Source organism: Hymenobacter cellulosivorans, assembly GCF_022919135.1.
Lineage (GTDB): Bacteria > Bacteroidota > Bacteroidia > Cytophagales > Hymenobacteraceae > Hymenobacter > Hymenobacter cellulosivorans.
Genome location: NZ_CP095049.1, coordinates 587,903 through 605,246 on the forward strand (window position 1 = coordinate 587,903; position 17,344 = coordinate 605,246).

The 17,344-nt window shown below is 59.6% G+C and carries 16 protein-coding genes and 1 tRNA gene; 10 read left to right on the forward strand and 7 right to left on the reverse strand.

Annotation, left to right across the window (positions count from 1 at the left end; translation table 11 throughout):
* Window positions 1-286: 286 nt before the first annotated feature.
* The 4 genes from MUN80_RS02525 (at window position 287) to MUN80_RS25925 (ending at window position 6,601) form a co-directional block, all read left to right on the forward strand.
* Window positions 287-1,657 (forward strand): sigma-54-dependent transcriptional regulator, encoded by a 1,371-nt coding sequence (locus tag MUN80_RS02525; protein ID WP_244719204.1) that lies wholly within the window; start codon window positions 287-289, stop codon window positions 1,655-1,657.
* A gap of 22 nt (window positions 1,658-1,679) precedes the next feature.
* On the forward strand, window positions 1,680-5,240 hold the full coding sequence (locus tag MUN80_RS02530; protein WP_244719208.1) for a PAS domain-containing hybrid sensor histidine kinase/response regulator: 3,561 nt from the start codon (window positions 1,680-1,682) through the stop codon (window positions 5,238-5,240).
* Between the two features lie 38 nt (window positions 5,241-5,278).
* Window positions 5,279-6,346, forward strand: coding sequence for a flavin-containing monooxygenase (locus MUN80_RS02535; RefSeq protein WP_244719210.1), 1,068 nt, complete (start codon window positions 5,279-5,281; stop codon window positions 6,344-6,346).
* 129 nt (window positions 6,347-6,475) lie between these two features.
* Window positions 6,476-6,601 carry a hypothetical protein gene (locus MUN80_RS25925; protein ID WP_262496899.1) on the forward strand — a complete coding sequence of 42 codons (126 nt, stop codon included), beginning with the start codon at window positions 6,476-6,478 and terminating at the stop codon, window positions 6,599-6,601.
* A gap of 140 nt (window positions 6,602-6,741) precedes the next feature.
* Here the strand turns inward: MUN80_RS25925 and MUN80_RS02540 are convergent, their stop codons facing one another.
* On the reverse strand, window positions 6,742-7,113 hold the full coding sequence (locus MUN80_RS02540) for a T9SS type A sorting domain-containing protein (RefSeq protein ID WP_244719212.1): 372 nt from the start codon (window positions 7,111-7,113) through the stop codon (window positions 6,742-6,744).
* Between the two features lie 175 nt (window positions 7,114-7,288).
* Here MUN80_RS02540 and MUN80_RS02545 point away from each other — a divergent pair, with 175 nt between their 5' ends.
* From MUN80_RS02545 to MUN80_RS02555, 3 genes are all read left to right on the forward strand, one after another.
* The gene (locus tag MUN80_RS02545) at window positions 7,289-8,404 is read left to right on the forward strand and encodes an NAD(P)/FAD-dependent oxidoreductase (RefSeq protein WP_244719214.1); all 1,116 of its coding nucleotides are present in this window, start codon (window positions 7,289-7,291) and stop codon (window positions 8,402-8,404) included.
* Window positions 8,405-8,479: 75 nt separating this feature from the next.
* Window positions 8,480-9,592 (forward strand): type III polyketide synthase, encoded by a 1,113-nt coding sequence (locus MUN80_RS02550; RefSeq protein ID WP_244719216.1) that lies wholly within the window; start codon window positions 8,480-8,482, stop codon window positions 9,590-9,592.
* A gap of 18 nt (window positions 9,593-9,610) precedes the next feature.
* Entirely contained in the window at window positions 9,611-10,312 is a 702-nt protein-coding gene (locus MUN80_RS02555; RefSeq protein WP_244719218.1) for a methyltransferase domain-containing protein, read from the forward strand.
* A gap of 12 nt (window positions 10,313-10,324) precedes the next feature.
* Here the strand turns inward: MUN80_RS02555 and MUN80_RS02560 are convergent, their stop codons facing one another.
* The 3 genes from MUN80_RS02560 to MUN80_RS02570 all read right to left on the reverse strand — a co-directional run bounded on the left by MUN80_RS02560 (window position 10,325) and on the right by MUN80_RS02570 (window position 12,878).
* A complete protein-coding gene (locus tag MUN80_RS02560) occupies window positions 10,325-11,230 on the reverse strand; it encodes a histone deacetylase family protein (protein WP_244719220.1) in 906 nt (301 codons plus the stop codon).
* A 203-nt stretch (window positions 11,231-11,433) separates the two neighbouring features.
* The gene (locus MUN80_RS02565; RefSeq protein WP_244719222.1) at window positions 11,434-12,471 is read right to left on the reverse strand and encodes a T9SS type A sorting domain-containing protein; all 1,038 of its coding nucleotides are present in this window, start codon (window positions 12,469-12,471) and stop codon (window positions 11,434-11,436) included.
* 332 nt (window positions 12,472-12,803) lie between these two features.
* Window positions 12,804-12,878 (reverse strand) — tRNA-Val (locus MUN80_RS02570).
* Window positions 12,879-13,078: 200 nt separating this feature from the next.
* Here MUN80_RS02570 and MUN80_RS02575 point away from each other — a divergent pair.
* From MUN80_RS02575 to MUN80_RS02585, 3 genes are all read left to right on the forward strand, one after another.
* Window positions 13,079-13,792, forward strand: coding sequence for a porin family protein (locus MUN80_RS02575; protein WP_244719224.1), 714 nt, complete (start codon window positions 13,079-13,081; stop codon window positions 13,790-13,792).
* A 92-nt stretch (window positions 13,793-13,884) separates the two neighbouring features.
* Window positions 13,885-14,397, forward strand: coding sequence for a DUF6992 family protein (locus MUN80_RS02580; RefSeq protein ID WP_244719226.1), 513 nt, complete (start codon window positions 13,885-13,887; stop codon window positions 14,395-14,397).
* Between the two features lie 25 nt (window positions 14,398-14,422).
* Window positions 14,423-14,902: a GNAT family N-acetyltransferase gene (locus tag MUN80_RS02585; RefSeq protein WP_244719229.1), complete on the forward strand. Its 480-nt coding sequence runs from the start codon at window positions 14,423-14,425 to the stop codon at window positions 14,900-14,902.
* Window positions 14,903-14,978: 76 nt separating this feature from the next.
* Here MUN80_RS02585 and MUN80_RS02590 read toward each other — a convergent pair whose 3' ends face one another.
* From MUN80_RS02590 to MUN80_RS02600, 3 genes are all read right to left on the reverse strand, one after another.
* Entirely contained in the window at window positions 14,979-15,551 is a 573-nt protein-coding gene (locus MUN80_RS02590) for a type 1 glutamine amidotransferase domain-containing protein (RefSeq protein WP_244719232.1), read from the reverse strand.
* Window positions 15,552-15,649: 98 nt separating this feature from the next.
* Window positions 15,650-16,174 (reverse strand): acyl-CoA thioesterase, encoded by a 525-nt coding sequence (locus MUN80_RS02595; RefSeq protein ID WP_244719234.1) that lies wholly within the window; start codon window positions 16,172-16,174, stop codon window positions 15,650-15,652.
* Window positions 16,175-16,240: 66 nt separating this feature from the next.
* The gene (locus MUN80_RS02600; protein WP_244719236.1) at window positions 16,241-17,344 is read right to left on the reverse strand and encodes a DUF3616 domain-containing protein; all 1,104 of its coding nucleotides are present in this window, start codon (window positions 17,342-17,344) and stop codon (window positions 16,241-16,243) included.

Below are 17,344 nucleotides of genomic sequence, written 5' to 3' on the forward strand. Positions count from 1 at the left end.
GTTATCAAGTGGTCTGCCACTTATTAATCCAATTATTTAACCCCCTGTAATCCAATTGCTTGGTTATATATAAAATTCTCAATACTTTCTCATTCCTGGATTGCACTTCCCATTTTGAGAAATTTTGCCTAACCCCGTTTTTAGGCCTATACTCGCGTTTTCAAGTGGGTATCCACCCGTAAATTTCTTTATACAGCTTAAAATAATTGAATATTTCCGCGCTATTAGACTTTTCTCAATCTGATAATCCGGAAGTATTTTCCGCCCTTTAGCCGCCTCTTTTCTTATGCCGGTTTCTACTGTAGTTACTATTTTTATTGTCGAGGATAACGCCTGGTACGGAGAAGTTCTGGAGTACCGTTTGTCCCAAAACTCTGATTACCAGATTCGGCGCTTTACCACCGTGCAGGCCTGCCTCGACAGCCTCGGCGAGAAGCCCGACCTCATTACCTTGGATTATTCCCTGCCCGACGGGCGCGGCGACCAAGCCTTGCGCCTGATCAAGGAGCGACTACCGGAAGTGGCTGTTATCGTGATTTCGGGGCAGGAAGATGTACGCACGGCCATTGCCCTGCTGCACCAGGGTGCCTACGATTACCTGGTAAAAGATGAGGAAACCCTCGACCGGCTCTGGAATTCGGTGGGCAACCTGCAGAAACAGCTGCTGCTGCGGCGCGAAAATGCGCGGCTCCGGGAGCAAATTGGCCAGAAATACGATCCGCAGCGGGCCATCCTGGGCGAAAGTGACCAAATCAAGCAGCTCTTCGCGCTTATCGACAAAGCGGGGCGGGCTAATATCTCGGTGTCATTGAGTGGGGAAACCGGCACGGGCAAGGAATTGGTGGCAAAAGCTATTCACTTTCGCTCGGAGCGCCGTGATGGGCCTTTCGTGGCCGTCAACGTGGCGGCTATTCCCAGCGAGCTGCTGGAAAGCGAGTTGTTCGGGCACGAGAAAGGCGCGTTTACAGGAGCCATTAGCCGCCGCATCGGCCGGTTTGAGGAAGCGCACAAGGGAACATTGTTTCTGGATGAAATTTCGGAGCTAGACCTGAGCCTGCAGGCCAAGCTGCTGCGGGTATTGCAGGAGCGGGAAGTGGTGCGGGTAGGTGGCAGTCAGCGCATTGCCTTCGATGCCCGCCTGATGGTGGCTACCCACCGCGACCTGAACCTGGAGGTGAAAGAAGGACGGTTCCGCGAGGATCTGTACTACCGCCTGCTCGGGCTGCCCATCGTGCTACCGCCCCTGCGCGAGCGGGGCCACGACATCCTCTTATTGGCTAATTCCTTCCTAAGTGACTTTTGCCGGCTAAATAGCATGGCCGCCTGCACCTTGTCGGCTGAGGCCCAGAACCTGCTGCTGCAGTACCATTTTCCCGGCAACGTGCGCGAACTGAAGGCCGTCGTGGAGCTGGCTGCTGTACTGGCCGAGGGCGACATCATCCGGCCCCAGGACTTGTCGCTACGGGGGGAGCGGCCCAACCAGCCTCCGCTTATTATACCCGGCGAGGATGAGTCGTTGCGCGGGCAGACGGCAACCATTGTGCAGCGGTATTTGCAGACCTACAACGGCAATATTCCGGAAGTAGCGGCCCGGCTGCAAATCGGGAAGTCCACTATTTATCGTATGCTTCAGAACAAAGAGGTTCGCCTTCCTTAATTTGAACTATAGCTACGGTGATATGACTTCAATGGCTTACCGGCAGCTGCGGCGGCGTCTGCAGCAGGCGCAACGCCTGCAGGCTACCGCCCAGCTCGAGTTACAGGAGCTTCGGGCCGTGGTGGAGCAGCAGCGGTTGGCGGCGGCCAAACAAACGGCGGCCCTGCTGCAAACCATCCATACGGGCTTGCTGATCGAGAATCAGCAGAGTATCGTAACGCTCAATCATCGGCTGGGCGAGATGCTGCTGTTGCCGGGTGAGGCTACGGCCTACCCTGGCCAGCCCAGCGACGTTATTTTTACGCAAAGCCAGCGTGGTTTCGCCAACCCGGCCTGGGTGAAAGCGCAGATGGCCGCCGCCAAGGATGCCCAAACCCAAGTTAAGGGCCTGCTGCAGCACCTGGTCAACGGCACGATTCTGCAGGTGGATTACCTGCCCGTGGTGCAAAATGGCGAAACCGTGCTTCACCTGTGGAGCTACGAAGACGTGACCCAGCAGCAGCGCACCCTGCAGCACGTGCAGGAGTTGTCCCGGCTGGCCGAGCAGTGCCCCAACCCGATTATCTGCTTTACCTACGATGGGCAGGCCCGTTACGCCAACTCGGCCGCCAAAGACGTGTTGCAGATGCTGCAGGAACCGGCCGAAGCGGCTTGCCAGGCTTTCCTGCGCCATGAAATCAGCGCGGCCCTGGCGGCCCGGCAGCCGCGCGTGTACGAGTACAGCCTGGGGGCGGCCCGCTACGTCTGGACCATTGCGCCCCTGCCCCAGGAGGAAGGCGTGAACGTGTACCTGACCGACATTACCGCCCGCCACCAAGCCGAAAAGGAGCTGGAACACAGCCAGCTGTTTGCCCGCCGCATCACCGACACGATTCCGAACTTGGTCTTTCTGCTGGACCTGGATGAAAGCCGGCTGCTGTACTGCAACAGCCAAAGCTTGCCACTGCTGGGCTATACCGACGTGGAAATGGTGGCTATGGGCTCCCGCTTGCTACCAAGCCTTTTGCGCCCCACCGACTACCGGAACCTACGGCAGCGCGGCCCCGAGCTGGCCCAAACCGCGGCCGGCCAAACCCTGGAAACCGAGTACCAGGTGCGGCACCGGGACGGCAGCTGGCGCTGGATGAAGATTAAGAGTGCGCCTTTTTTGCGCCACCCCGACGGCCGCGTGCGCCAGATGGTGGCGAGCACCGAAGACGTGACGACGCGTCGCAGCATGGAAGCCGAGCTGCGCCAGAGCCAGTTGTTTGTGGAGCGCTTGGCCAGCACCGCGCCCAACCTGATTTACATCATCGACATTCAGGAAGGCCGCAACGTATACTGCAACGCCTACATTGAAACCCTGTTGGGCTATTCGGAGGCCGATTTGCAGTCGATGGGCCCTAACATGCTGGCCCAGCTCACCGCGCCCGACCAGCTGGTGCTCCTGCAAGACCACATCGACCAGCTCAGCCGCTGCGCCGACGGTGAAATTCGCTCCCTGGAGGTGTTTATGTACCACATCGACGGCAGCCTGCGGTGGCTACGCCTCAACAATACCCCCTTTGAGCGCAACGCCGCCGGGGAAGTATGGCAGGTAGTGGGCACGGCCGAGAACATCACGCACTGGAAGCTGGCCGAAGAGCAGCGCCAGGCTGCCAACCGCACGCTGGCCGAGCAAAACGACTTGTTCCGGCAGGTAATTGACACCACGCCCCACCTGGTATACCTCAAGGATGGGGCCGGCAACTACCTGCTGGCCAACCAAGCCACGGCCGACCTCTACGGCCTAAGCGTGCAGGAAGTGGTGGAAACCAATGTCAAACAGCTGCCCATTTCCCCCGCCGATGCGGCCCGTTACCTTAGGGCCGACCGGCAGGTGATAACCTCTCAGCGGGAACTGGTAATGGAAGAAACCTTTACCCGGCCCAGCGGTGAGGTACTGTGGTTTAACAGCATCAAGCGGCCCTTCCTGCTCACCGACGGCACCACCCAGGTGCTGGGCGTGGATAGCAACATCACCGCCCTGAAGGAAACGCAGCAGGCCCTGCACCAGTCTAAGGAGGCCGCGGAAGAAAATGCCCGGGTGAAGCAGGACTTCCTGGCCAACATGAGCCACGAGATTCGCACGCCCATGACCGGCATTCTGGGCCTGGCCGGGCTGCTGCAGAAAACCCCGCTGGATGAGCGGCAAAGCCAGTACCTGGACCACATCCGCCACTCGGCCGAGCAGCTACTAGTTGTCATCAACGACATTCTGGCTATGGCCCAGCTGGGCGCGGGTAAGGTGCGGCTCGAAACCACGGCCTTCGATTTGCGGGAAGTGCTGGTAGCCAGCCGCCAGTTACTGCTGCCCAAAGCCGCCGAAAAAGGCATTGCGCTGGAACTGGAATTACCCCCGGCCGAAGTGTCGATGCTGGTCAACGGCGACCCGTACCGCCTGCGGCAAGTGCTGCTCAATCTGCTTAGCAACGCCGTCAAGTTTACTGACCGGGGCCAGGTCCTGCTGACTTGCCGCCGCCTCAGCGGCCCCCACGATCCGCTGGTATTTCAATTCGCCGTTCTCGATACCGGCATCGGCATTCCGTCTCACCAGCTGGAACATGTCTTTGAGTCCTTTACCCAGGCCACGGCCAGCACGGCCCGCGAATACGGCGGCTCGGGGCTGGGGCTAAGCATTTCGCGGGGCCTGGTAGAACTGATGGGCGGCAGCATCACAGTGGAAAGCCGCCTGCACGAGGGCAGTACCTTCCGCGTAACCTTGCCGTTTGAGCGGGCCGAAGGCCAGGTAACGGTTCCCGCTCCGACCCCGGCGCCGGTCAATTACCACAGCCTGGGCCAGCACCGGATTTTGCTGGCCGAAGACAACGCCGTAACTCAGTTTCTGGTAAATGCCCAGTTGCTCAATTGGGGCTGCCAAGTCGATATTGCCAGCAACGGGCGCGAGGCCCTGCAGCTGTTTCAGCGCCACACCTACGACGCCGTGCTGATGGATATTCAGATGCCCGGCCTCGATGGTACGGCCACGGCCCGCCTGCTGCGCGAGTACCCCGACCCGGCCCGGGCTGCCACCCCTATCATTGCCCTGACGGCTCACGCCCTGCGCGGTGAAGCCGAACGGTACCTGGCCGCCGGGTTCAATGGCTACGTTTCCAAGCCGTTTCGGGAAGAAGAGCTGTTTCGGGCTCTGACCAAAGTGCTGCCCCCGGGTCCCTACGCGGGGCCGGCTCCGACGGTCCCGGCATTGGCCGCGGAAGCAGCACCCGAGTACAGCTTGCAGGGAATCCGGCGCCTGGCCCACGGCAACAAGGAGTTCGTCAGCCGCCTGATTCGGGTGTTCGTTGAAACCACGCCGCCTATTATTCAGGAGCTGGAGCTGGCCTTGCAAAAGCGGAATTGGCTGGCCCTTAGCGCTACGGCTCACCATCTGAAAAGCTCTTTTTCTGGTTTACACATGTACACGTTGCTGGAGGTCGTGCGACGCCTGGAAACTGTAACCCAGGACCCCGGCGACGAGCTGACCGAAATAACTGCCCTAGTTTGGCAGGTGCGCACCGTCACGGACCAAGTAGTAGCCCAGCTGCAGCGGGAGCTTCCCGACTAAGGCCGCTTACCTTTGCCGCGTCAGCCACTCTCCTGCTTATGCCTGATTCACCTGTTTATATTGATACCGTAGTTATTGGGGCGGGACAGGCCGGTTTGGCTGCGGCCTACTACTTGCGCCAACATGGACAGTCGTTTGTGGTGCTCGATGAGCGGCCGACCGTAGGTCATGTATGGGCTACGCGCTTCGAGAGCCTGCGCTTGTTTTCACCGGCCTGGGCCAGCAGCCTGCCGGGCCTCCCCTGGCCCGGCAACGCCCGGCGCTACCCCACCAAAGACGAAGCCGCCGCCTACCTGCAACGCTACGCCGAGCATTTTGAGCTGCCCATACGTCTGGGCCAGCGCGTGACCCGCGTAGCCGTGGCCGACGCCGGAACCAGCTATGAGGTGCGCACCGCCACCGGGCCGCCTTACGTAGCGCGCAACGTGATTGTCTGCACCGGGCCTTTCAATGCGCCACGCCTGCCAACGTTTGCCCCTCAGCTGGCGCCAACCGTTACTCAGCTTCACAGCAGCGCTTACCAGCGCGCGGCTCAGCTGCCGGGCACCGGGCCGGTAGCGGTGGTAGGTAGCGGCAACTCGGCCCTGCAGATTGGCGCCGACCTGGCCGCTACCGGCCGGCCGGTGTACGCGGCCTATAATGAGCTGACGCCCGCCCTGCCCAATCATACGGGCATGTGGATTTTCCTCAAGTCGACGGGGCTGATGCGGGTGCCGCGGCACTCCTGGCTGGGCCGCCGCATGTTGGCTCGCCCCGAGCCGGTCGTCAGCGCCGATTTGAGCCGGCTGCGCAGCTTCCCCAACGTTCACTTTATTGGGCCGGCAGTGAGTGTCACGCCAGACGGCCTCGGTCTGCAAGGTGCCACTGCCGCCACGCCGCCACTGCAGGCCGTAATATGGGCCACTGGCTACGGTCGAGCCTTCGACTGGATTCAGGTACCCGTGTTTGATGCGGCCGGAGAACCCCGCCACCAGCGCGGCCTGACTGATGCCCCGGGGCTAGCATTTCTGGGCTTGCCCTGGCTACACACCCGCAGCTCGGCCCTGATGGGTGGTGCTGGTCCTGATGCCCGCTACGTAGTGGAAACGCTACTGAAAAGGACATAATTATATCGAAACCGAACCGTGGTTTTTGGGGTTTAGATAAAATAGTAGCCGCATACCGGTCATCAGCAAAATACTAGTTGCTCCTTACCGTTACAGGTTGTAATTTGTCTTGTCTCTAATACTTTTCTTATGTCTTTGCTCCTTCTCAGCGGACTAGCCGTGGCCGCCGCCCTGCTGGTCTTCAATCCCTTTGACGACAACGACCGGAAAAAGCGCCTGCAGCCCGTGCGGGTTCCAGTGCGCAACCGCCGCTAATCTTCTTCTTTTCAAAGCAAAAAGGCCTCCCATTCGGAGGCCTTTTTGCTGATGCATACTGGAAATACGCGGGCTGGCTCTAACGAAAAAAGCAGCCGACAGCGGCTGCTTTCTAACTGTATCTGGCAGAATTGCGCTCCTTAGCGAATAACCAACTTGCGCATTTCACTGGCGTTTTCACCTTCCAGCTTCACGTAATACAGGCCGCTGGCAAACTTGCTTAAGTCCAAAGTCTTGGGCCCGCTGAGTTCCGTAATGGACTCACGGTATATAACTGTACCGATAACGTTCAGAATCCGGAGCTCCAGGCGGCGCCCCTCAAAACCATTGATGGCAATGTGGACAATACCGCTGCTGGGATTGGGGTACACCAAAAAGGATTTTTCGTCAGCGGGCCGCGTGGGTGCTGACGTACGAACAGCCGGCTGGGCTGAGGCGGAAGGCAGAGTGCTGCGGACAAAACTGAAGCCGAGCACGAGGAGCAGACAAAAAAAGCGTAAGCGTTGCATCATAGCATGCTGTAGGGTGGGACGAGCGCCAGTTGTATATTGACTAGATTAACGGCCGGCGCTCAATTAGGTTTGCAAAGATAATACGGAATATGCATTAGAGTTACGAAATATAACTACGCACTGATAAAAGATTTGTTTCTACTCTCTCTTTCACCCTGTTACTACCTAAATTAAGTTGGACGTTCTCATTATCGGTGGCGGATTAGGCGGGCTCACCGCGGCCCTGGATTTGCGGCAGCGCGGTTATCAGGTGACCTTGGTGGAGCGCAAGCGTTACCCGTTTCACAAGGTGTGCGGCGAGTACGTTTCCAACGAGGTGCGGCCTTACCTGCGCCGCCTCGGCGTAGACCCGGCTCTGCTGGGCCCGGCCGCCATTACCCAGTTTATGCTCACCTCTCCGGCTGGCCGCACGCTCACGAGTCCGCTCGACCTGGGTGGCTTCGGGGTGAGCCGCTACCAACTCGATTATTTCCTGTTTCAGCAAGCTGAGGCCCGGGGTGTGGTGTTTCACCAGCAGGCTACCGTAACCGACGTGGCGTTTGAGGAAGCCGCTAATGAGCACCTCGTCACGCTGGCGGATGGGCGGCAGCTCAGGGCCCGGGTGGTGCTGGGGGCCTACGGCAAGCGCGCCAACCTGGACCGTCAGCTGCAGCGCAGCTTTTTTCAGCAACGCTCCCCGTACCTGGGCGTCAAATACCATCTGCGCCTCGACTTCCCGCGCAATGTCATTGCTCTGCACAACTTTGCCGACGGTTACGCGGGGTTGTCGGCTATTGAGGAAGACAAGTACTGCTTTTGCTACCTCACGACCCGTCAGAACCTCAAAGCTCACGGCACTATCGGGGCCATGCAGGAGCAGGTCCTGGCCCGCAATCCGCACCTGGGTAGAGTGCTGCGCGAGGCGGAGTTTCTCTACGACCAGCCCGAGGTAATCAATGAAATATCCTTTGCCCCCAAAAACTGCGTGGAAGACCACGTGCTTATGTGCGGCGACGCGGCCGGGCTGATTACGCCCCTGTGCGGCAACGGCATGGCCATGGCTATTCACGGCGCCGAGCGGGCCAGCTTCCACCTCGACCAGTTTCTGCAGGGCCGCTACTCCCGCCCGGCGCTGGAGGCCGCCTACCGCCGCGACTGGCAGCAGCACTTCGGGCCTCGGCTGTGGGTGGGGCGGGCCGTGCAGCGCCTGTTTGGGCGCCCCGTACTGAGCGAGGCTGTGGTAGGCGGCATGCGGCACTGGCCCGGCGGGGTGCGGGCCCTGATGCGGCGCACCCACGGCTCGGCGTTTTAAGGCCCCAAAACCGCCCGCCGTTTAGTTTGTTGCACTCCTAAGCCGAACCGACGGCAAATCCGTATACTGCCTTCGATGACGAGCTACTTGTGTGCTATTGGCACTGCTACCCCGCCCCACCGCATTCCTCAACCGCAGATTGCCACCTTTATGGCCGAAGGCTTACAGCTGAACGCCGCCGACACACGCAAACTGCGCGCCCTGTACCGCGTAACGGGCATTGCCCAGCGCTACTCCGTGCTGGCAGACTACAGCCGGACCAACGGGGACTTCGAGTTTTTTCCGAACACGCCCGACTTGGAGCCTTTCCCCACGGTAGGCCAGCGCATGGCCGCCTACCGGCAATACGCCCTGCCGCTGTCGGTGGAAGCGGTGCGCAACTGCCTGCAGCAGCAGCCCGACGTGGCTTTGAGCGACATTACCCATCTGATAACGGTGAGCTGCACGGGTATGTACGCCCCGGGCCTCGATATTGAGCTGGTCGCGCAGCTGGGCCTGAGTACCAGTGTGCGCCGCACCTGCGTCAATTTCATGGGTTGCTACGCGGCGTTTAATGCTTTGAAGCTGGCCCAGGCGTTTTGCCTTGCCGACCCTAAGGCCAAAGTACTGCTGGTGTGCACCGAGCTGTGCACTATTCACTTTCAGAAGAATAAGGAAGAAGACCACCTGGTATCCAACGCATTGTTCGGCGATGGGTCGGCGGCGGCCCTGGTGCAGGCCCAGCCAGCCAGCCACGGCTACAGCCTGAGCCTGGAAGCGTTCCACTGCGAGCTGGAACCTGACGGCCACGCCGATATGGCCTGGCACATCAACGACTTCGGGTTTGAAATGACCTTGTCGTCGTACGTGCCCAGGATGATTCAGAAGGGCATACGCCAGCTCACCGAAGGCCTGTTGCGCAAGCTGCCGGTGAAGCTCAAGGACATTCACGCCTTTGCCATTCACCCCGGGGGCCGTAAGATTCTCGAAACTATCGAGCAGGAGCTCGGCATGAGTGCCCATGACAACCGCTTTGCCTACCAAGTGCTGCGGGACTACGGCAATATGTCGTCGGCCACGGTGCTATTTGTGCTGCGCGAATTGCTCCAGTCGCTCACGCCGGCTGAGGCTGGGGCGCCGGTGCTCAGCTTTGCTTTCGGACCTGGCCTGACGCTGGAAGCCATGCTGCTACAGGTTCACCTGGCTTAACGCCTTTCTGGCTTACCTATGCCCGACCTGAGCACCCGCGCCACCGAGGAAGAGCTGATGGACGACCTGACGCTGGCCTCCGACGCCCTGCGGCAGAATCTGGACGAGCTGGAAACCATCAACACCTGGCTGGGCGGCTACCGCGTGGTACTCGACGGCCTGCAGCGCCTCCGCTCCCGCTTCCCCAAAAGTCGCGCCCTGCGCCTGGCCGACCTGGGCAGCGGCGGCGGTGATACGCTGCGCCATATTGCCGGCTGGGCCCGGCGGCAGCGCGTGCCCGTGGAACTGGTGGGCATTGATGCCAACGCCTTTATGATAGACTATGCGGCGGCCAAAGCGGCTGGCTTTCCCGAAATCAGCTTTCAGCAGCAGGATATTTTCGGCGCAGAGTTTCAGGAGCAGCAGTTCGACATCATTACCTGCAGCCTGTTTTGCCACCACTTCTCCAGTGAGGCCCTGGCTCAGTTGCTGCGCCAGCTTAATACCCAGGCCCGCGTGGGCGTGCTCATCAACGATTTGCACCGCCAGCCTGTCGCCTACTATAGTATTAAGTGGCTTACGCGCCTGTTTCGGGGCTCGTATCTGGTGCAGAATGATGCTCCGCTGTCGGTGGCCCGGGCCTTTACGCGCCGCGAGTGGCAGCAGATTCTGGCCGCCGCGGGCATTGAGCGGTACTCCTTGCGCTGGTGCTGGGCCTTCCGCTGGCAGGTTATCTTTTAACCACTCTGCTTACTACGTGTACAGCTCAGCCGCCAGCCGAAAGGTATTGGCGTGAGCTTCCACGATGTCGGCGATGCGCACGGAGTAGCCCCCACCCATGCAGACGACTACGGGCAGTTGATTTGTCTGGCAGAGCCGCAGAACCAGCTCGTCGCGGCGGCGGCAGCCCTCCCGGCTCAGGCCCAGATGGCCCAGCTTGTCGGTAGCCAGCACATCCACGCCGGCCAGGTAAAATACGAAATCGGGCCTCACCTCGTCGAGCAGGCGGGGCAACGTATCGGCCAGCAGCTTCAGGTACGTTGCGTCGTCGGTGCCATCGGCCAAGGGCAGGTCCAGGTCCGACTGCTCCTTGCGGTGCGGATAGTTGCGGGCCCCGTGCATGCTGAAGGTAAAGACCCGGGGCTCGTGCCCAAACAAGGCCGCTGTGCCGTTGCCCTGGTGCACATCGAGGTCCACAATCAGGATTGTGCCGATACCCGGCTCGTGGGCCAGCAGGTAATTAGCCGCCGCGGCCTGGTCATTGAGCAGGCAAAACCCTTCGCCCCGGTTGGCAAAGGCGTGGTGGGTACCGCCGGCAATATTGAGGGCAATACCGTGCTGCAACGCCCGCCGGGCGCACTCTATCGTGCCGCCCAAAATAGTTACTTCCCGCGCAATCAGCTGCTCCGACCACGGAAAACCGGTAGCCCGCTCCTCCTGCCGCGTGAGCTGCCCGGCTACCAGCCGCTGGTAGTAGTGTGCGTCGTGGGTGCGCAGAATCTCGGCTTCGGGCGGCGGTACCGGGGTAAAAAAGCTTTCTTCCGTCACAATACCCTCCCGTAACAGCTGCTCGGGCAGTAGCTCGTACTTGAGCATCGGAAACCGGTGATTCTCGGGCAGTGGGTGGGCATAGAGCGGGGCCCAGGCAATGGGAAGCATAGGAAATGGTAAGGCCTGAAAACAAGAATAACTGCCTTACGGGGCAGTTATTCTTGTCCTTTGATGTGGATTAACCGACTTCCAGCCAGCTTGGTTTACAAAGTGCCGTGTCAACCACCGTAAAGCTGCTCGAAAGTATTGACCAGCTTAGCAGTGGTAGCGCTTGCACCCGCCGTTGTTTCACTAGCGTGGGCGGTGCTGGGCTAATACTTCACCACCCGTACCCGGTCAATTCCTTCGGCTGAGCGGACACTCAACGTGTACACGCCGGCAGCCAATTGAGCCATGGGCACCGTCACGGCTAGGCTGCGGGCCGGGGCCTTGCCGGCCCATACCTGCCGGCCCTGCATATCGGTCAGCATCAGGTCACTGGCGCCCCGGAGCTCGGCAAATTCCACCTGCACATTCTCAGCGGTAGGCACGGGGCCCACCCGCAACGATGAGCCCACCGCCGCCACCGTAGTGGCCGTGATGGTGGCATCGTTGATAAGAAAAGGAAAGTCGATGGTCACATCGGGAGCAGTATCTGGGTTGCCGGTATCTATTATGGGGGTCCAGAGCCCGGTGGTTGGAACAAACTGCAGGGCATTAGCACCTACAGTCTGGCGGGCGCCGGCTGTGGTAACCGGAACGTAAAAGTGCGTGAGAGTACCCGATACGACCGAGGTCCACTCAACCCAATAAGTGCCAGCCGGCAACACGGGCGCCGGCGACAGGTTGGCCCGCACTTTCCAGATCAGGCGCGTGGTGCCAGGAGTATTTGGGGTGGGGTAAAGCGAGTTGAAAATGCGGTAAGAATTCGTGCTGACAGCCCCAGCGTAGCGGTTGGTGATCAGGTCGCCATACACCACGGTGGAACCAGCCGCGGCCGGAGAACCGCGCCAGATGCGGACGTATAATTCCGTAAACGGCGAGGTAGTACCGGTATAGCCACTCTGGTAACTGAAAAAGGAAAGACTATTGATTGTCCAACTGAGCCCGGCAGGCACCACGAAATTATCGGCAAGCGCGTAGCCGGCAGACTTGGAGCCGGTATAGCCAGCACTGCTGTTAGTAATGGTGGTTTCGCCCGTGTTATTCTGCGCTTCACTCCACGTGAAGCCGGCTGGGGCTACCACGCCGCTTTTGGTGGTGGTGCCGGTGGTAAAATTCCCGTTGGTGTAGAGCTGCTGGGCCTGGGAGGCGGGCGTTAGTAGATACCCGCCGAGTAACATGAGGAAAGTGGTAAAGAGTTTTTTCATGAGGTTGTGGTTAGTAAGATGTACTGAAGATCACAGTAGCTGAATTCTACCAACCCAATATACAAATTTGATTTTCACATAATTACCCTGATCACATATACATGTATTTATTTATATATAAACCCTATGACATCGTAATTCTACTGTGCAGAGAGGAGTAGAGCGCCAGCAGCCAGCAGCTGATGCGAGGGCGCATTCAGGCCGATTGCCGTTCTGGAAACAGGCCTGCGTATGCCCAACTAAAGCGGCAGGGGCTGCGCAGGCGTGCTACTTCGTATAGGCCCATAAACAACAATACCCGCCGTATAAGGGCGGGTATTGAAGGCGTGATGTGGGACATACTGGGCTCGAACCAGTGACCCCTACCTTGTCGAGGTAGTGCTCTGAACCAACTGAGCTAATATCCCATCAAACACTCTGGCGGCGGCCGGAAAGCGCCAAAGATACGGGCTGTTTGCGTTGATACTAGTCTGGCGGGCAATATTTTTTTCTATTGAACTGCAGCGCGGCGTAACCTTCTGCCCACGGGCAAGTATAGTCGGTTACAAATGCTCGCCTGTACTTTCCCAAGGCCCGCCGTTGCAACCACCTAGACCTTCACCCTCCCATGAAAAAACTCAGTTTACTCCTCGCTCTGTCCCTCGCCACCGTTACCGCCTTTGCTCAGAAAAACGATACCAACGGCCCGGTCGGTTTGCGCTCCTCGACCGACTACGACGCTGGTACCAGCGGCTCGCGCAATACGGGCTTCGGTATTAAAGGCGGCTTCAACTTGGCTGACGTATACGGCGACAGCAAAGCCAACTTTGCCAACAGCTCCAACTCCAAAACCTTCCATGCCGGTATCTACGGCCAGTACGGCTTCAACAACCGGCTCTCGATTCAGCCCGAGCTGCTCTACAGCCGCCAGGGTTTCCAAGGCACCTCGACCAACACGCCTACTTCCGGCACGCCTGCCACGGTAAACGACCGGCGCCTCGACTATCTGCAGTTGCCCGTGTTGCTGGTGTTCAACATCCTCGACAACGTGAGCATCCACGCCGGCCCCCAGGTTTCGCTGCTGACGAAGGTTACCGAAGATGGCAAAGAGCGTAAGATTGCCAACGAGGGCAACGTGTACGGCTACAGCTACACCAGCATCGACTACGGCGTATCGGCCGGCGCCGAAGCCCGCGTAGGACCTGCCCGCGTAGGGGCCCGCTACACGGCTGGCTTCAACGAAATCATCAAGGATCAGCTGGCTACCACGGGTAGCAAAGCGCTGACCGACATCAAGAACAGCGTGTTCCAGGTGTACCTGGGTATTGGCTTCACCCAATAGCCGGTTCCAAACCCGATTTAAGAAGGAAGCCTCTTGGGGCTTCCTTTTTTTATGCGCTAGCTTGGCTTTCCAACCACTGTTTCTGACTTCGAATGGGTGCTGACATTCCGGCGGCCTTGCCCGCCCTCAACCACGGCCGTGAATTGCTGGCCGAGCATGGTATGGCCGTGCTCGGCACCTGGGCCTTGCTCAACCTGCTGGTGAGCGGCTATCTGGTGGCCCGAACTGATGCCCGCTCGGAAACCCACTACTTCCACCAGATGAACGTGGGCTGGAACTTCGTGAATGCCGTGCTGGCCGTGGTGGGCATTGTGCGGGCCAATCCCAACCACGTGACCGGCCTCACCCTGGCTGCCAGCCTGGAGGCTCAGTTCGATTTCGAGAAAATCCTGCTGCTCAACGTGGGCCTGGACGTGGCGTATCTGGCCATTGGCAGCGGGCTGCGGGCCCGGGGCCAAGCCACTGAAAGCCAGCGGCCCGAACGGCTTCTGGGCTTCGGCCGCTCGTTGTGGCTGCAGGGCGGCTTTTTGCTGCTTTTCGACACGGGGTTTTACCTACTCTACCACCGCTACGCCGCCGCGCTGCTGGCTCTGGTGCAGCCCTAAACCCAAAGTTTACCATCTTTCCGGCATGAATACATTTTCTGCCGCCGACCTTGAAATCATCGATTACGAACCCCGGTACCACGACGATTTCCGACGTCTCAACCACGAGTGGATAACGCGCTACTTCGAGTTGGAGCCTGCCGACCACATCACGCTCGGTGACCCGCAAACCCACCTGCTCGACCCGGGCGGCTTTATCCTGCTGGCCCGCTACGAAGGTGAAATTGTAGGCTCCGGAGCCCTGCTACACAATCCCGATGACAATAGCTGGAAGCTGGCCAAAATGGCCGTCACCGACCAGATGCAGGGCCGCGGTATTGGCTATAAGCTGTGCCAAGCCATTCTAAACCGGGCCCGCACCATGGGCGTACCGCGGGTGGAACTGGTTTCCAACCACATTCTGCTGCCGGCCCTGCACGTGTACCGCAAGCTGGGCTTCCGGGAAATTCCACTGGGCACCGTCATGTATAAGCGCGGCAACATCCGGATGGCCGTGGACTTGTAGGCCAACCGACGGAACATAAAAAAAGCCCCGGCCATGCATGGCCGGGGCTTTTTTGTGGGAAACACACCTTCTGGTATTACGAGCGGGGCGCGTGCTGGCCCTCCAGGATTTCCTCTACAATCTTTTTGTTGAAGGCGGGCAGGTCGCTGGGGTTGCGGCTGGTGATGAGGCCTTTGTCGACGACTACTTCGCTGTCTTCCCAGTGGGCGCCGGCGTTTTTGAGGTCGGTTTGCAGGCTAGGCCAGCTCGTTACTTTGTGGCCGCGCAGCAAGCCGGTTTCAATCAGCGTCCAGGGGCCGTGGCAGATGGCAGCTACCACTTTGCCCGAGCGCATAAACTCGGCGGCAAAGTCGACTACTTTTTGCTCGGTGCGCAGCACGTCGGGGTTCATCTGGCCGCCGGGCAGCACCAGCGCATCATAGTCGGCCACGCTCACTTCGTCGATGGTCTTGTCGACATCTACTTTGTTGCCCCAGTCTTTCTCATCCCAGCCCTTAATGGAGCCGCTTTTCAGGGAAATAACGTGGGTTTCGGCGCCTTCGCCTTCCAGGTATTTCTTGGGTTCTTCCAGTTCCGACTGCTCGAAACCGTCGGTGGCTACAATGGCTATTTTCTTGCCTTTTAGTTTATCACTGCCAAAGATGCTCATGGGAATAGATGTTAGGGTTGGGTAGTAGGTTGGGTACGAAAAAGCCGGCCCGCGCTAGGCAGAACCGGCTTTGGTAGTACGCAAACCGTGGAGCTGGGTTACTCGTCGTCGCGGCCCGCCCGGTCGCGCTTGAGCTTTTTACGCAGGCTTTTCACCCGCTCGTCGAAGCCGTCGGGGTCGTAGCTCACGTCTTCCACATCGAGCTTGTCGAGCATGTCCATCAGCTCGTCGGTGTGGTCGGTGCGGGTGGCGGAGGCGACGCGCACAAAGGCCATTTCCGACCACAGCACCGACTTCAGCCGGCTGCCATCCTCGCTGAGCATCTGCATTTCCACGACCAGATTGGAGTTGTCGAAGTTGATGAGCTGGGTACGGATACGCACCGTTTCGCCGTGGTTGGCGGGGCGCAGGTAGGCAATTTGGTGCTTGGTAATCACCCAGCCGGCGCCCTGCTCCTGGGCCAGCTGCCCCAGGTTGAGGGCGTAATGCTCAGTGGTGTGGTCTTCGCGGGCGTTGAGAAAATAATCGAGGTAGCGGGCGTTGTTGAGGTGGCCCAGCATGTCGCAGTCCTGGAAATGGATGCGGTAGGTGGTTTCGGGAGTTTGAAGCAGCTTGGCAGCCATGGTGTGGTGTGTGGTCGTGGGAAAAGTCGAGCGGGCAAAGTACGGGCAAAAGGGGCAAACGGGCTGCTACAGGCCCTTTAGCCGGTAGGCGTCGGCCAGTACCTGGTGAGCCACGGGCTTGCGTGCGTCGCTCGGGCTGTCGAACACGACAAGCAAATGGTCCTTATCAATCATGCCCATGCCCTCAGCTTTGTCTTGCCCGGAAGTGGGCCCTTGGCCGTGGGGCACGTCGAAGAGGCGCTGGATTTTGTCGGGCCCCACCAGCGTGTCGCCTTCTTGGTTCATAGCGCCTGGCCAGCAGTACACCGCAATGGTGCCGTCGAGGTCCATGGTGGGACCGGCCAGCAAATACAGGTCGTCGCCGGCCTGGCGCAGCTCCCGCAGGCCCATGCCGCCCAGGGCCAGAAAGTGCTTCTTGTAGTATTTCTGCTCCCCACCGATTTTGGCCAAGCGCAGGCGGCCGTGCTTGTCGAGTTCGGGCAGCAACTCCAGCACCACGGCCCAGCCCCGCAGCACCGGCCCGCGCAACCCCACAAACAGGCGCCCGTCGGAGGCAGCCGCCAAGCCCTCAATGTCGAACCCGTTGTCTTTGCCAGGAATCTTGAGAAAGGGTTTTAAATGCGGGTCTTCGGCCAATAGGTCGGTCAGCTCGTTGGTTTCGGTGCTGCCGTGGAGCTGGGCGGCCTGCAGGGTTTCGTTGGCTTTGGTAGGGTGCGGAGCCGATTTGCAGAGCTCAAAGTCACCGGTTTCCTCGTTGCGCACCAGTGGAATCCGGGCCAGCAGGTAGCGGTTGGGGTCATTGGCAACCTTGGCCAGCTTGGCAATCTGCTTGGCCACGTCTTCGTCCTCATGGTCGGGCTTTTTGCGCTTGAGACTGTGGGAGCCAATCACCCAGAGGTAGTGGTCGGCTTCGGCCAGGCCCTCAATGTCGATTTCACTGGTTTCGTCGGCGGGCAAATCGAGCAGGTCGGTGAGCTGGAACGAGGCGTGCTGCCCGTACTCGTGCGGCCCGGTACGCGTCAGCCGCTCGATGGTGGTTCGCTCGTCGCAGCTCAGCCACAGGTTGTCGCCGGTGCAGAGCACTGCCGAAAGCCCGTCGCGCACGTGCTTGCCGTCGGCGTTCAAACTCAGCTTGGGGTTGAATTGCAGGGTATAGGCTTGGGGGCGCAT

Coding starts and splice junctions, on each gene's coding strand:
- MUN80_RS02590 (WP_244719232.1), bottom strand. CDS start 15,551: ATGAGCATCTTTGGCAGTGATAAACTAAAAGGCAAGAAAATAGCCATT.
- MUN80_RS02540 (WP_244719212.1), bottom strand. CDS start 7,113: ATGATGCAACGCTTACGCTTTTTTTGTCTGCTCCTCGTGCTCGGCTTC.
- MUN80_RS02555 (WP_244719218.1), top strand. CDS start 9,611: ATGCCCGACCTGAGCACCCGCGCCACCGAGGAAGAGCTGATGGACGAC.
- MUN80_RS02600 (WP_244719236.1), bottom strand. CDS start 17,344: ATGCGCCCCCAAGCCTATACCCTGCAATTCAACCCCAAGCTGAGTTTG.
- MUN80_RS02580 (WP_244719226.1), top strand. CDS start 13,885: ATGGGTGCTGACATTCCGGCGGCCTTGCCCGCCCTCAACCACGGCCGT.
- MUN80_RS02565 (WP_244719222.1), bottom strand. CDS start 12,471: ATGAAAAAACTCTTTACCACTTTCCTCATGTTACTCGGCGGGTATCTA.
- MUN80_RS02595 (WP_244719234.1), bottom strand. CDS start 16,174: ATGGCTGCCAAGCTGCTTCAAACTCCCGAAACCACCTACCGCATCCAT.
- MUN80_RS02575 (WP_244719224.1), top strand. CDS start 13,079: ATGAAAAAACTCAGTTTACTCCTCGCTCTGTCCCTCGCCACCGTTACC.
- MUN80_RS02560 (WP_244719220.1), bottom strand. CDS start 11,230: ATGCTTCCCATTGCCTGGGCCCCGCTCTATGCCCACCCACTGCCCGAG.
- MUN80_RS02585 (WP_244719229.1), top strand. CDS start 14,423: ATGAATACATTTTCTGCCGCCGACCTTGAAATCATCGATTACGAACCC.
- MUN80_RS02525 (WP_244719204.1), top strand. CDS start 287: ATGCCGGTTTCTACTGTAGTTACTATTTTTATTGTCGAGGATAACGCC.
- MUN80_RS02530 (WP_244719208.1), top strand. CDS start 1,680: ATGACTTCAATGGCTTACCGGCAGCTGCGGCGGCGTCTGCAGCAGGCG.
- MUN80_RS25925 (WP_262496899.1), top strand. CDS start 6,476: ATGTCTTTGCTCCTTCTCAGCGGACTAGCCGTGGCCGCCGCCCTGCTG.
- MUN80_RS02550 (WP_244719216.1), top strand. CDS start 8,480: ATGACGAGCTACTTGTGTGCTATTGGCACTGCTACCCCGCCCCACCGC.
- MUN80_RS02535 (WP_244719210.1), top strand. CDS start 5,279: ATGCCTGATTCACCTGTTTATATTGATACCGTAGTTATTGGGGCGGGA.